We start from the raw sequence: 13,318 nt of genomic DNA, 5'->3' as shown, positions 1-13,318 counted from the left end.
TTGTCCGAAGACATTAAGAATCCATGTCACTTTGAGTGCCCACACAGATTGTCTGATAAATTGTTAAAGAGCAGTGCCGCTTCGCTTTTTCTCAGCGGCGCGGGGTGTGCATATTACACTTCCCCGCCTCAGAGTCAAGCTTTTAATTTGCTTTTCTCTGTTGGTGTTCATCTCTGAACCCCGCTAACCCGGCGGCCTGTAAGCCGTTGCTCCGTGTCAGTGGAGGCGCATTATAGGGGATAACTTTGTAGCTGCAAGGATAAAGTGAAAATAATTTACTAACTGCTCATTTTCCAGGCAAACCGCATCCCAAAACTCCATTTTCGCCTGGTCTTTAAACAAAAACGAGCCGCGAGCGGCCCGTTTTTGTGTTTCGTGACTTACTGCACTGCCACAATGCGATCGTCGTTCACTTCCAGGCGTATCACTTTGCCCGGAATCAGCTCCCCGGAGAGGATCTGCTGGGCCAGCGGGTTTTCGATTTGCTGCTGGATAGCACGTTTCAATGGACGCGCCCCGTACACAGGATCGTAACCATTCTCGCTCAGCAGCTTCAGCGCATCATCTGAGATGTGAATTTCATATCCACGCTCTTCCAGACGTTTATACAGACGCTGCAACTGAATCTGAGCAATTGATGCAATGTGTTTCTCACCCAGAGGATGGAACACCACCACTTCATCAATACGGTTAATGAACTCCGGACGGAAGTTCTGGCTGACAACGCCGAGAACCAGATCTTTCATATGGCTATAGTCCAGTTCACCGAAACGTTCCTGAATCAAATCAGAACCCAGGTTCGACGTCATGATCACTACCGTATTACGGAAGTCGACCGTTCTCCCCTGCCCATCTGTCAGTCGGCCATCATCCAGGACCTGTAGCAGAATATTGAACACATCCGGATGCGCTTTTTCCACTTCATCCAATAGGATGACGGAATAAGGACGACGACGAACCGCTTCCGTCAGGTAACCACCTTCTTCATAACCGACATATCCCGGAGGCGCACCGACCAGACGAGAGACGGAATGTTTCTCCATAAACTCGGACATATCGATACGTACCATGGCGTCATCGCTGTCGAACATAAAGTTGGCCAGCGCTTTACACAGTTCGGTTTTACCAACACCGGTCGGCCCCAGGAACAGGAAAGAACCAATCGGACGATTCGGATCGGATAATCCAGCACGGCTACGGCGAATAGCATTGGAGACAGCTTCAACCGCCTCATTCTGACCAATAACACGGTTGTGCAGATCCTGCTCCATACGCAACAGTTTTTCGCGCTCGCCTTCCAGCATGCGCGCCACCGGAATACCCGTCCAGCGGGCCAGCACCTCAGCAATCTCTGCATCCGTCACTTTATTACGTAACAGACGCATCGTTTTACCTTCTGACTGCGTCGCGATCTCAAGCTGTTTTTCCAACTCTGGGATCTTGCCGTACTGCAACTCAGACATTCGCGCCAAATCGCCGACGCGACGCGCCTGCTCAATGGCAATTTTTGCCTGTTCCAGTTCCGCTTTGATTGTCTGTGTACCAGAAAGTGACGCTTTCTCTGCTTTCCACTCTTCTTCTAACGCAGAGTATTGGCGCTCTTTATCGTCCAACTCTTCGTTAAGCATATCCAGTCGTTTTTTACTGGCTTCATCAGACTCTTTCTTCAATGCCTGTTGTTCCAGCTTGAGCTGAATTATGCGGCGATCGAGCCTATCCAGTTCTTCCGGTTTCGAGTCAATCTGCATACGAATACTCGATGCCGCTTCGTCAATCAGGTCGATGGCTTTATCCGGCAACTGACGATCGGCAATATAACGATGCGAAAGCGTGGCTGCCGCAACGATAGCCGGGTCGGTTATCTGCACATGGTGGTGCAGTTCATAACGTTCTTTCAAGCCGCGGAGTATCGCAATGGTATCTTCAACGCTTGGCTCAGCAACAAACACTTTCTGGAAACGACGCTCAAGAGCAGCATCTTTTTCTATGTACTGACGATACTCATCCAGCGTTGTCGCCCCCACGCAGTGAAGTTCACCACGGGCCAGTGCAGGTTTAAGCATGTTCCCGGCATCCATCGCGCCATCACCTTTACCGGCCCCCACCATGGTATGCAGTTCGTCGATAAACAGAATGACGTTGCCTTCCTGTTTCGCCAGATCGTTAAGCACACCTTTCAGACGTTCTTCAAACTCACCGCGGTATTTCGCCCCGGCCACCAGCGCGCCCATATCCAGAGCCAGTACGCGACGACCTTTCAGCCCCTCCGGGACTTCACCGTTTACGATGCGCTGTGCCAACCCTTCAACGATAGCGGTCTTGCCCACACCAGGTTCACCAATCAGTACAGGGTTGTTTTTGGTACGACGCTGCAAGACCTGGATAGTACGACGAATTTCTTCGTCACGGCCGATCACCGGGTCAAGTTTGCCCTGCTCAGCACGCTCGGTCAGATCGACCGTAAATTTCTTCAAAGCCTGACGTTGGTCTTCGGCTCCCTGATCGTTCACGCTTTCACCTCCACGCATTTTCTCAATCGCCTGAGTCACATTGGCGGTGGTTGCGCCGGCAGTTTTCAGCAGGTCGGTCAAGGTACCGCGTGATTCAAGCGCCGCCAGAACAAACAGCTCCGACGAAATAAAGTTGTCCCCACGTTTTTGCGCCAGCTTGTCGCAAAGGTTCAGAACGCGCACCAGATCCTGGGACGGCTGTACGTCACCGCCGGTACCTTCCACCTGCGGTAAACGGCTCAGTGCCTGATCGATGGCTGTGCGTAGCTGGCCAGCATTAATGCCGGCAGACGTTAATAACGGACATACCGAACCCCCTTCCTGATTCAGCAAGGCGCTCATTAAATGAAGAGGTTCGATGAATTGGTTGTCGTGCCCCAGTGCGAGAGACTGGGCATCGGCGAGAGCAAGCTGGAATTTATTAGTAAGACGATCCAGACGCATAACTCCTCCCATAACAGGTCAATTTTGCTACTGGAGATTAAATGAGGTCATCCCTCAATTATTCAAGGTTAATGACCCGAATTATGTGAAAAGAAAACGGCACGTGCCAGATCGTCTTGATTCTTTAGGTTATATCAGCCAAATGAAACTTGCCATACGGCCTGTTGTTTTGTCCCGGCGATAAGAGAAAAAATCACCCTCTTCGGTGAAGGTACAGCGATCGCCGCCGAAGATATGCGTCACGCCAACATTATTCAGCCGCTGGCGGGCAAGCTGGTACATATCGGCCAGATACTTCTCATCCGCACTAACAAAAGCCTTCACGGCTTGCGGATCTTTAGCCATAAAGGCTTCGCGGACCTCTGCCCCCACCTCAAACGCATCAGGACCAATCGCCGGGCCAAGCCAGGCCATAATATTGGCAGGGGAGTCATTGAAGCAAGCGACGGTCTCTTCCAGCACGCCTTCACACAGACCACGCCAGCCCGCATGGGCGGCAGCCACTTCTGTTCCTGCCTGGTTGCAGAACAACACGGGCAAACAATCGGCTGTCATCACCGCACACACTGTCCCTGGAGTATTGCTGTAAGAGCCATCGGCACGTTTTGAAGCATAGGGTTCTCCCGTTAGCTTCAGCACATCGTTACCGTGCACCTGTTCCAGCCAGATCGGTTTCGATGGTAAATTACCCGCAGCAAACAGCCGCTTGCGGTTTTCTTCCACGTGTTCCAGGTTGTCGCCACAATGCGCGCCGAGGTTTAACGACTCCCACGCGCCCTGGCTCACACCGCCGATACGGGTCGAACTACAGGCAGCCACGCGTTCAGGCAGTGGCCACTCCGGGACAATCAGCTTGGTCATAACCAGTTCACTTGGTCCTTATGTTCTTCAAAGTCAGCACGCAGGGCTTCTATAAGTTCCACCATATCCTGCGGGAGCGGAGCATGCCACTCCATCTGAATACCGGTGATTGGGTGGTAAAGGCGCAGCATGATGGCGTGCAGTGCCTGACGATCAAATTTGCGCAGTACGCTGATGAAGTCATCCGACGCCCCTTTTGGCGGACGAGGACGCCCCCCGTACACCTGATCGCCCACCAGCGGATGGGTAATGTGCGCCATATGAACGCGGATCTGGTGAGTACGCCCGGTTTCCAGACGCAGACGTAAGCGCGTATGAATGCGGAAATGCTCCATGATGCGGTAATGCGTTACCGCCGGTTTACCCATCGGATGCACCGACATATGTGTACGCTTCGTCGGGTGACGGCTAATCGGTTCTTCAACCGTACCACCCGATGTCATATGACCAATGGCTACCGCTTCATATTCGCGGGTGATTTCGCGCAGCTGCAGCGATTCCACCAGACGAGTCTGAGCAGGAACGGTCTTAGCCACAACCATCAAACCGGTCGTGTCTTTATCCAGACGGTGCACAATACCGGCACGCGGTACGTCAGCAATTGGCGGATAATAATGGAGAAGTGCGTTAAGAACAGTACCATCAGGATTCCCCGCACCTGGGTGAACGACAAAATCACGCGGCTTGTTGATCACCAGGATGTCATCATCTTCATAGACGATGTTAAGGGGAATATCCTGCGGCTCGAATCGGATTTCCTCATCGATTTCAGCATTGATGGCGACAGCTTCCCCACCTAACACTTTCTCTTTAGGTTTGTCCCAGAGTTTGCCATTAACCAGCACGCGCTGGTCAAGAATCCATTCTTTTATACGTGAACGCGAATAATCAGGGAACAATTCGGCCAAAGCCTGATCTAAGCGTTGACCGAGCTGATTTTCGGAGACTGTTGCGGTGAGTTCTACTCGTTGTGCCATAAACTGCTTCTTCGTTTAACGTTGGGTTTTACGGCTTTGCCGTTTAATATAGTGTGCTATTGTAGCTGGTCTTAATCGGGAGCAGGAACAGAGTTTCTCCCGGACAAACATTTGAGGAAAGTCAAAACGTCATGACGCGCATGAAATATCTGGTGGCAGCGGCCACGTTGAGCCTGGCTTTGGTGGGCTGCTCCGGTTCAAATGAACAGGTCCCTGACAATCCGCCGAATGAAATCTATGCGACCGCACAACAAAAGTTGCAGGACGGTAACTGGAAACAGGCGATAACGCAACTGGAAGCGTTGGATAATCGCTATCCATTTGGCCCGTATTCTCAGCAGGTACAGTTAGATCTCATTTACGCCTACTACAAAAATGCCGATCTGCCGCTGGCTCAGGCAGCGATCGATCGCTTCATGCGTCTGAACCCGACTCATCCTAACATCGATTACGTGATGTATATGCGTGGTTTGACCAACATGGCGCTGGATGACAGTGCCCTGCAGGGCTTCTTCGGGGTGGATCGTTCCGACCGTGACCCGCAACACGCGCGTGATGCCTTTAACGACTTCTCGAAGCTGGTTCGCGGTTATCCGAACAGTCAGTACGTGACCGATGCCACCAAACGTCTGGTGTTCCTGAAAGATCGTCTGGCGAAATATGAATACTCGGTTGCTGAATACTATACGCGCCGTGGCGCATGGGTTGCCGTGGTTAACCGTGTAGAAGGTATGCTGCGCGATTACCCGGATACTCAGGCAACGCGCGATGGCCTTAAGCTGATGGAAAATGCGTATCGTCAGATGCAGATGACAACGCAGGCTGAAAAGGTGGCGAAAATCATCGCCGCAAACAGCAGCAACACCTGATAGATCTCAATATGCAAAACGGCAGCCCAAGGGCTGCCGTTTTTTATTCAATGTTGTCATTGGCTGAAGCGGTTTAGCTTTAATACATCCTATCAACTATGACCCTAATTATAGACGACGACAAGGTAAATATCGCCTCTTCCTGCCCTGCCTCACAAAAAAGATTCCCTGACAAAAACCGACAAAATAACGTGATCTAAATCACACATTTTGACATTAGGTCGGGTATGCTGGAATCACCAAGACGGAAAGACAAGAGGTAAAATTTATGACAATGAACATTACCAGTAAACAAATGGAAATTACTCCGGCAATCCGCCAGCACGTCGCAGACCGTCTCGCCAAACTGGATAAATGGCAAACTCATTTGATTAACCCGCATATCATTCTGTCTAAGGAGCCGCAGGGTTTCACCGCTGATGCAACTATCAATACTCCAAACGGCCATCTGGTCGCCAGCGCAAAACATGAAGATATGTACACCGCCATTAACGATTTGATCAACAAGCTGGAACGGCAGCTCAATAAAGTGCAACACAAAGGTGAAGCCCGTCGCGCCGCAACATCGGTGAAAGACGCCAGCTTCGCGGAAGAAGTTGAAGATGAGTAATCCTTTAAATTGAGTGTACCGCCAACGCGCCCTCGGGCGCGTTTTTTATTGACAGAATGAAAACAGTACGGGTACTTTAACCATAACAATCACAGGATGACTTCATGAAACCGACGCCGTTTTTCTTCGCATTCTTTTTTACCTTCCCCTGAATGGGAGGCGTTTCGTCGTGTGATAAAGAATGCGAAGACGAACAATAAGGCCTCCCAAACCGGGAGGCCTTTTTTATTGATAACAATAAACGAGACAGACAACACTATGACACCGGAAAACCCGTTACTGGATCTGCGAGTAAAAATCAGCGCGCTGGATGAAAAATTACTGGCACTGCTGGCAGAACGCCGCACGCTTGCCGTTGAAGTGGGTAAAGCCAAGCTGGATTCCCATCGTCCGGTACGTGACATTGACCGTGAGCGCGATCTGCTGGAACGTCTGATTCAGCTGGGTAAGGCACATCACCTTGATGCCCATTACATCACTCGTCTGTTCCAACTCATCATCGAAGACTCCGTCCTGACCCAACAAGCACTGCTGCAGCAACATCTGAATAAAACCAACCCGCACTCTGCCCGCATCGCGTTTCTTGGTCCTAAAGGCTCATATTCCCACCTGGCGGCGCGCCAGTACGCTGCCCGTCATTTCGAAGAGTTCATTGAGAGCGGCTGCGCAAAATTTGCGGATATTTTTAATCAGGTGGAGACCGGCCAGGCTGATTATGCCGTTGTACCGATTGAAAACACCAGCTCTGGTGCCATCAACGACGTGTACGATCTGCTGCAGCACACTAGCCTGTCGCTGGTTGGCGAGTTGACGATCCCTATCGATCACTGCGTGCTGGTCTCAGGCTCAACCGATTTGAACAAGATCGTGACGGTCTACAGCCACCCGCAACCTTTCCAGCAGTGCAGTCAGTTCCTGAACCGTTATCCAAACTGGAAAATTGAGTACACCGAGAGCACCTCCGCCGCGATGGAGAAAGTGGCACAGGCAAATTCCCCAACCGTTGCCGCACTCGGCAGCGAAGCGGGCGGCGCGCTGTATAGCTTACAGGTACTGGAACGTAACCTGGCTAACCAGACGCAAAACATCACCCGTTTCGTGGTGTTGGCTCGCAAGGCCATAGATGTTTCAGACCAGGTGCCGGCTAAAACGACCCTGCTGATGGCCACCGGCCAACAGGCTGGCGCGCTGGTTGAGGCACTGCTGGTGCTGCGTAACCACAACCTGATCATGACCCGGCTGGAATCCCGCCCCATTCACGGCAACCCGTGGGAAGAGATGTTCTACCTCGATATCCAGGCCAACCTGGAGTCTGCTTCCATGCAGAAGGCCCTGCGTGAGCTCGGTAAAATCACCCGCTCAATGAAAGTGCTGGGCTGCTATCCGAGCGAGAACGTCGTGCCTGTCGATCCGATCTAACGCTCGATAAAACGGCTTTTCTTCATCCCTGCCACGCTCACGGGCAGGGTGAAGATGGCGCCGGAAAGCGGGTATGCCGCTACCTCCTCCGCGTCCATATTTTCTCGCGTGGTGGTGATAAACAGCGTCTTCATATCATCGCCGCCAAAACAAACCATCGTCGGGCAACGAACCGGCAGGCGATACTCCTCCAGCTGTTCCCCTTGAGGTGAGAACCGCGCAATGCGCCAGCCATCAAACAGAGCACTCCAGTAACAGCCTTCCACATCCATTGCGGCGCCGTCAGGTATCCCCTCGCCGTCTTTGAATTGGCGAAATACCTCGCGTTTTCCGGGTTCGCCCTGTTCATCAAGCGGTGTACGGTAAATGACACCGTTAGGCGTGTCAGAGGTAAACATCCACTGCCGATCCGGGCTAAAGGCTAAACCGTTATGCCCGTGGATATCGCACTGGATGACGTGAGGCGTCAGGTCATTGTCGATGCGCATCAGCAGGGCGCCATTGTAATCCCCAGGCCCCCAGAAGGTGCCAGCATAGAAGCGGCCCAGGGAATCGGTTCCCCCATCGTTGAAACGCGCAAGCTGCGGATTAGACGGGTTATCACACACCTTGCGTCGAAGCAAACCGTGCTTATCGGTAAGCCAGATGCCATGACGCATCGCGACGATAAAACCACCGTGCTCACGCAGCGCGAAACAGCCCACCTCTTCGTGGAAGGAGAGTACCGAGTGTTGTGCGCTGGGCAGATGGTAACGGTGGATTTCGCCTTCCAGAATGTCCGCCCAGTAGAGCGCGTTCTCTTCAGCGCTCCAGGTCGGGCATTCCGGCAAATGCCCGGTGTAATTCAACAGCAGCTGTGGTTCAGCCATAACAGTTCCCCAAAATGAAAAAAGCCAGCAATGCTGGCTTTTAGTATATACATCATCGCATTACTGGCGACTGTCATTTGCCTGACGCAACAGCGTGCGGCTCTCACTCTGAAAACGGGTCGCGTAATCGCCGAACCAGTGCTCGACTTTGCGGAAGCTATCGATAAACGCCTGTTTATCACCGTGCTCCAGCAGAGTAATGGCTTCACCAAACCGCTGATAGTAGCGTTTGATGAGCGCGAGGTTATTCTCGGATGACATAATAATGTCGGCGTAAAGCTGCGGATCCTGCGCAAATAAACGCCCTACCATTGCCAGCTCCAGGCGGTAGATCGGCGAAGAAAGTGCCAGCAATTGTTCGAGCTGGACATTTTCTTCCGCCAGATGCAGGCCATATGCAAAGGTCGCAAAGTGGCGCAACGCCTGAATGAACGCCATGTTCTGATCGTGTTCAACCGCGCTGATGCGGTGCAAACGCGCGCCCCATACCTGAATCTGTTCCAGGAACCATTGGTACGCGTCCGGCTGACGCCCATCACAGTAAACCACAACTTGCTTAGCCAGGCTGCCGCTGTCCGGGCCAAACATCGGGTGTAACCCCAGCACCGGGCCGGTATGGGCTGCCAGCATCGCCTGCAACGGGCCATTTTTTACGGATGCCAGATCCACCAGAATACAATCTTCCGGCAGAGCAGGAAGCTTTCCAATAATCTGCTCCGTGACGTGGATAGGTACGCTGACGATCACCATGCCCGCATCTTTCATGATGTCTGGCGCATGTGCCCAGTCATCTTTTTCCAGGATGCGTACCTGATAGCCAGAAAGCGTCAGCATTTTCTCAAAGAGACGCCCCATTTGCCCGCCGCCGCCCACAATAACTACCGGGCGCAGCGACGGACAAAGGGTTTTGAAGCCTTTGTCGTTCTCGCTGGAATAAGATTCCCGCATCACGCGACGCAGAACGTCTTCTATCAAATCGGGCGAAACGCCCAGCACCTGCGCTTCTTTACGACGGGATGCCAACATTGAGGCTTCGCGTTCCGGAACATAAATAGGCAGGCCGTACTTGCTTTTAACCTCACCAACTTCGGCAACCAGCGCCATACGGCGTGCCAGCAGATCCAGCAGCGCCTTATCCACTTCATCAATTTGATCGCGCAGTGCGGTCAATTCAGCAACCATAACTAACCTCTTAAGCCAGACGCGTCGTCAGCTGGCCACGTAAATCTTTATGAATCTCACGCAGCAGCGCATCGGTGGTTTCCCAGCTGATGCAGGCGTCTGTTACCGATACACCGTGCTTCATCGCGCTGCGTGGTTGTTCTGATGATTGATTACCTTCATGAATGTTGCTCTCAATCATCAGACCGATAATGGAACGGTTTCCGTCTTTTATCTGTGCAACCACAGATTCCGCCACTGCGGGCTGACGGCGGTAATCTTTATTTGAGTTACCATGGCTGCAATCTACCATCAGAGCCGGGCGCAGTCCCGCCTGTTCCATCTCTTTTTCGCACTGCGCAACATCTGCTGGGCTGTAGTTCGGCGCTTTACCGCCACGCAGGATCACATGACCATCCGGGTTGCCCTGGGTTTGTAGCAGGCAAACCTGGCCCGCCTGGTTAATCCCCACGAAACGGTGCGGCATTGCTGCGGCGCGCATCGCGTTAATCGCCGTGGCGAGGCTACCGTCGGTACCGTTTTTGAAGCCAACCGGCATAGACAGACCTGACGCCATCTCACGGTGAGTTTGTGATTCGGTGGTGCGTGCACCAATCGCAGACCAGCTAAACAGATCGCCCAGGTACTGCGGGCTGTTCGGATCCAGAGCCTCGGTTGCCAGCGGCAGCCCCATGCTAACCAGCTCCACCAGCAGGCGACGCGCAATCTTCAGGCCTGCTTCTACATCAAACGAGCCATCCATGTGCGGATCGTTAATCAACCCTTTCCAGCCAACGGTGGTACGTGGCTTTTCAAAATAGACGCGCATCACCAGATAGAGGCTATCGCTGACCTCCTCCGCTAATGTTTTAAATCGACGAGCGTACTCAATGGCGGTTTCAGGATCGTGAATCGAGCAAGGACCACATACCACCAGCAGGCGCGGGTCACGGCCCGCGATGATGTCGGAGATGGTTTGGCGAGAGTGCTCAATTTGAGCCTCCTGCGCAACGCTCAGCGGGAACTCCGCTTTCAGTTGATCCGGGGTAATCAAAACCAGTTCGTCAGTGATATGTACGTTGTTCAGCGCGTCTTTTTGCATGATGGTGATCCTGTCTTGCTCGTTTGCGATAGTTGATTTCCTCTAAGAGGTGAAACAACGATACCACAACAAGTAAAGATTTCAATCCAAAATCCGTACACTTTAATTTACACAAGCCATTTTATTGCAAAATAATCGCGGTTAAACCGTAAATATAAAATTACAGTCGCATTTTCTTATGCCAGGCTATGCTGAAGAAAAAGGAGACTGGCTATGCGTTCTTTCGCGATTGCGCTGTTGTCACTGTATTTATCTGGCTGTCAGATTAACCCTTACACCTTCCATCCGGGCTGGACAAGCCCTGACTGGTTTGGCGCAGGAAAAGAAGACGCCATGAATGGTATTCCCGTTAAAGATAATTCGGCACTGGCCGATAATTACAACGACCCAAATGTGGATCGTAGTGAATATCTCCGCGGCTACGCTGAAGGACAGAAGAAAGTGTGTGTAGAAGATTTTATTCATGCATGGGGATTAGCAGGAAAATCATTTCCAGCGAGCTGCAATGCTACCGAAAATGCAGATAAATTGCGCGCGGCGTGGGAACGGGGTTCAGATGAGAGCATGAAGGCCAGCAGACTTAATTGATTTTATCTTTATCCTTCAAAAAATAAATACAACTGTAAGATTTAACCTAAGTCAACCCAGTTGCATTCCTGACATAATGACGGCTTTGATAAACAATGGTATTCTGCCCACAACTCTTAAGGACATCTATTTCCAGAGCGGTATGGCAGATTCTGGTGAGAAATTCATTCTTGATCTCTTTTTTCCGACTCACTCTGGTGCTCGTCCTGTCTCTTGTCGCTGGCTCAACGGCTGCAAGTCCGCTAGCAGAAACCGATAAAGCAGTGCGGTCGATTGTTTCTGGTATTGTGAGTTACACACGATGGCCGTCACTTTCCGGACAGCCCACACTCTGTATTTTTGCTTCATCTCACTATGTGCAAACACTCAGCAGTGTAGATAGCGAGTTACCTTATACTCCAGCCATTGTGCATAACGATCGGGAAGCACTGGCGGCAATGTGCGATGCGCTTTATTTCGGGACAGAATCCCCTGCGAAACAACTTGATATAATAAGTCAGCATCAGGGCAGAGCGTTGCTATTAATCTCAGAGCAGAACCCCGAATGTGTTATTGGCAGCGCATTTTGTTTAATAATAGATAACGACCGGGTCAGGTTTTCCGTCAATCTGGATGCACTTTCTCGCAGTGGCGTAAGGGTCAATCCGGATGTATTAATGCTTGCACGGAATAAGAAGCATGAATAAGGATTTCACTTTAACACCACGCCCAACGTTTAAAAGAACGTTGCGGCGTATCAGCATGATTAGCGTCATCATTACAATGACGTTTATATGGCTGTTGCTGTGTTTTGCTTCCGTGGTGACATTAAAGCAATACGCACAAAAAAATCTCGAATTAACCGGGGCAACCATGAGCCACAGTCTTGAAGCCTCTTTGGTTTTCAATGATTCGCTGGCAGCTAATGAAACGCTTGCCACCCTTGGCAAGCAGGGGCAATTCGCTACGGCTGAGGTTCTCAACCTCCATAACGAACGGTTTGCCTGGTGGACATGGGATCCCAAAGAAAATACCGACACGCTTGGTGCCTTAGTCAGTAACTGGCTATTTCCAGTCCCCATTGCGCAGCCGATAATGCACAACGGCAATGCCATCGGTGAAATTCGTCTTACCGCGCGTGACAGCCTGATCGGTCATTTTATCTGGATGTCTTTTGCTGTTCTCACGGGCTGTATTCTCTTTGCTTCTGCCGTCGCGCTTACCATTACCCGCTCCCTTCATGATGGTATGGTCACAGAGATGCAGAACATTACCGACGTCGTCCATGACGTACGCACCAACCGTAATTTCTCCCGGCGGGTCAAGGAAGGCCGCATCGAAGAATTTCATCAGTTTGGTGAAGACTTCAACAGCCTGCTGGATGAAATGGAAGAGTGGCAGCTTAAGCTGCAGGCGAAGAATGCCCAGCTGATGCGTACTGCCATGCACGATCCGCTGACCGGCCTTGCGAACCGCGCAGCATTTCGTAACAACATCGCGGCGCTCATGAACGATACTTCCGCAAAAACAAACTCAGCCCTGCTTTTCCTCGATGGCGATAATTTCAAGCTTATCAACGACACATGGGGTCATGCGGCAGGCGATAGCGTGCTGATTGAAGTCGCCAGCAGGATGGTCGAGTTTGGTGATAAACGTCATCAGTCATATCGTCTTGGCGGCGACGAATTCGCCATGGTGCTGTATGGCGTCCATTCAGAGCATGAGGTTCAACACATTTGTGCTGCACTGTCGCAGCACTTTATCCGCCCGTTTGCTCTGCATAACGGGCACACAGCATCACTGTCATTAAGTATTGGCTTTGCTCTGGCGTGGGAAAATGCTTCCGTGGAAGCGTTGCTTGAGCAAGCAGACAGCAAAATGTACCAGGTCAAAAACCAGCGTACAAAAACAATATCCTAAAAAGGAAGA

The 13,318-nt window shown here is 51.6% G+C and carries 13 protein-coding genes and 1 other annotated feature; of the genes, 7 read left to right on the top strand and 6 right to left on the bottom strand.

Annotated elements, in window-relative coordinates; translation table 11 throughout:
* Nucleotides 1-380 precede the first annotated feature (380 nt).
* From clpB to rluD, 3 genes are all read right to left on the bottom strand, one after another.
* On the bottom strand, nucleotides 381-2,954 hold the full coding sequence (clpB, locus tag V5P19_RS21030) for an ATP-dependent chaperone ClpB (RefSeq protein ID WP_334407165.1): 2,574 nt from the start codon (nucleotides 2,952-2,954) through the stop codon (nucleotides 381-383).
* Between the two features lie 129 nt (nucleotides 2,955-3,083).
* Nucleotides 3,084-3,815 carry a purine nucleoside phosphorylase YfiH gene (gene yfiH / locus V5P19_RS21025; protein ID WP_334407163.1) on the bottom strand — a complete coding sequence of 244 codons (732 nt, stop codon included), beginning with the start codon at nucleotides 3,813-3,815 and terminating at the stop codon, nucleotides 3,084-3,086.
* Entirely contained in the window at nucleotides 3,812-4,792 is a 981-nt protein-coding gene (gene rluD, locus V5P19_RS21020; protein WP_334407161.1) for a 23S rRNA pseudouridine(1911/1915/1917) synthase RluD, read from the bottom strand. Before rluD ends, yfiH begins: the two co-directional genes overlap by 4 nt.
* A 131-nt stretch (nucleotides 4,793-4,923) precedes the next feature.
* Here rluD and bamD point away from each other — a divergent pair, with 131 nt between their 5' ends.
* The 4 genes from bamD (at nucleotide 4,924) to pheA (ending at nucleotide 7,690) form a co-directional block, all read left to right on the top strand.
* Complete coding sequence (gene bamD, locus V5P19_RS21015; protein ID WP_334407159.1) at nucleotides 4,924-5,661, top strand: outer membrane protein assembly factor BamD; 738 nt, start codon at nucleotides 4,924-4,926, stop codon at nucleotides 5,659-5,661.
* A gap of 268 nt (nucleotides 5,662-5,929) precedes the next feature.
* Complete coding sequence (raiA, locus tag V5P19_RS21010; protein WP_334407157.1) at nucleotides 5,930-6,271, top strand: ribosome-associated translation inhibitor RaiA; 342 nt, start codon at nucleotides 5,930-5,932, stop codon at nucleotides 6,269-6,271.
* A 103-nt stretch (nucleotides 6,272-6,374) separates the two neighbouring features.
* Nucleotides 6,375-6,500, top strand: a sequence feature (Phe leader region).
* Complete coding sequence (gene pheL / locus V5P19_RS21005; protein ID WP_102000890.1) at nucleotides 6,376-6,423, top strand: pheA operon leader peptide PheL; 48 nt, start codon at nucleotides 6,376-6,378, stop codon at nucleotides 6,421-6,423. Its footprint overlaps the feature before it by 48 nt.
* A 29-nt stretch (nucleotides 6,501-6,529) precedes the next feature.
* On the top strand, nucleotides 6,530-7,690 hold the full coding sequence (gene pheA, locus V5P19_RS21000) for a bifunctional chorismate mutase/prephenate dehydratase (RefSeq protein ID WP_334407155.1): 1,161 nt from the start codon (nucleotides 6,530-6,532) through the stop codon (nucleotides 7,688-7,690).
* Here pheA and V5P19_RS20995 read toward each other — a convergent pair.
* Genes V5P19_RS20995 through aroF form a run of 3 tightly spaced genes read right to left on the bottom strand, consistent with a single transcriptional unit; the run spans nucleotide 7,687 to nucleotide 10,822 of the window.
* On the bottom strand, nucleotides 7,687-8,559 hold the full coding sequence (locus V5P19_RS20995) for an SMP-30/gluconolactonase/LRE family protein (RefSeq protein ID WP_334407153.1): 873 nt from the start codon (nucleotides 8,557-8,559) through the stop codon (nucleotides 7,687-7,689). The genes pheA and V5P19_RS20995 overlap by 4 nt on opposite strands.
* 60 nt (nucleotides 8,560-8,619) lie before the next feature.
* Nucleotides 8,620-9,741, bottom strand: a complete 1,122-nt coding sequence (gene tyrA / locus V5P19_RS20990) for a bifunctional chorismate mutase/prephenate dehydrogenase (RefSeq protein ID WP_334407151.1) — start codon at nucleotides 9,739-9,741, stop codon at nucleotides 8,620-8,622.
* 10 nt (nucleotides 9,742-9,751) lie between these two features.
* Entirely contained in the window at nucleotides 9,752-10,822 is a 1,071-nt protein-coding gene (gene aroF, locus V5P19_RS20985) for a 3-deoxy-7-phosphoheptulonate synthase AroF (RefSeq protein WP_334407149.1), read from the bottom strand.
* A 213-nt stretch (nucleotides 10,823-11,035) separates the two neighbouring features.
* On the opposite strand from aroF, the gene V5P19_RS20980 reads away from it, so the two are divergent.
* The 3 genes from V5P19_RS20980 to dgcN all read left to right on the top strand — a co-directional run bounded on the left by V5P19_RS20980 (nucleotide 11,036) and on the right by dgcN (nucleotide 13,309).
* A complete protein-coding gene (locus tag V5P19_RS20980; RefSeq protein WP_334407147.1) occupies nucleotides 11,036-11,410 on the top strand; it encodes a DUF2799 domain-containing protein in 375 nt (124 codons plus the stop codon).
* Nucleotides 11,411-11,565: 155 nt separating this feature from the next.
* Entirely contained in the window at nucleotides 11,566-12,096 is a 531-nt protein-coding gene (locus tag V5P19_RS20975) for a YfiR family protein (protein WP_334407145.1), read from the top strand.
* Entirely contained in the window at nucleotides 12,089-13,309 is a 1,221-nt protein-coding gene (gene dgcN, locus V5P19_RS20970; protein WP_334407143.1) for a diguanylate cyclase DgcN, read from the top strand. Before V5P19_RS20975 ends, dgcN begins: the two co-directional genes overlap by 8 nt.
* Nucleotides 13,310-13,318 lie beyond the last annotated feature (9 nt).

The organism is Enterobacter sp. UNJFSC 003, assembly GCF_036903355.1.
In the GTDB taxonomy this organism is placed as follows: Bacteria; Pseudomonadota; Gammaproteobacteria; order Enterobacterales; family Enterobacteriaceae; genus Enterobacter.
The sequence above is the reverse complement of the archived record's forward strand: the minus strand, read 5'-3'. Positions and strand labels throughout refer to the sequence as shown.

What these genes read in the sequence shown, in the direction of transcription:
- aroF (WP_334407149.1), bottom strand. Translation starts at nt 10,822, where the DNA reads ATGCAAAAAGACGCGCTGAACAACGTACATATCACTGACGAACTGGTT.
- bamD (WP_334407159.1), top strand. Translation starts at nt 4,924, where the DNA reads ATGACGCGCATGAAATATCTGGTGGCAGCGGCCACGTTGAGCCTGGCT.
- clpB (WP_334407165.1), bottom strand. Translation starts at nt 2,954, where the DNA reads ATGCGTCTGGATCGTCTTACTAATAAATTCCAGCTTGCTCTCGCCGAT.
- pheA (WP_334407155.1), top strand. Translation starts at nt 6,530, where the DNA reads ATGACACCGGAAAACCCGTTACTGGATCTGCGAGTAAAAATCAGCGCG.
- rluD (WP_334407161.1), bottom strand. Translation starts at nt 4,792, where the DNA reads ATGGCACAACGAGTAGAACTCACCGCAACAGTCTCCGAAAATCAGCTC.
- tyrA (WP_334407151.1), bottom strand. Translation starts at nt 9,741, where the DNA reads ATGGTTGCTGAATTGACCGCACTGCGCGATCAAATTGATGAAGTGGAT.
- raiA (WP_334407157.1), top strand. Translation starts at nt 5,930, where the DNA reads ATGACAATGAACATTACCAGTAAACAAATGGAAATTACTCCGGCAATC.
- yfiH (WP_334407163.1), bottom strand. Translation starts at nt 3,815, where the DNA reads ATGACCAAGCTGATTGTCCCGGAGTGGCCACTGCCTGAACGCGTGGCT.
- V5P19_RS20995 (WP_334407153.1), bottom strand. Translation starts at nt 8,559, where the DNA reads ATGGCTGAACCACAGCTGCTGTTGAATTACACCGGGCATTTGCCGGAA.
- V5P19_RS20980 (WP_334407147.1), top strand. Translation starts at nt 11,036, where the DNA reads ATGCGTTCTTTCGCGATTGCGCTGTTGTCACTGTATTTATCTGGCTGT.
- dgcN (WP_334407143.1), top strand. Translation starts at nt 12,089, where the DNA reads ATGAATAAGGATTTCACTTTAACACCACGCCCAACGTTTAAAAGAACG.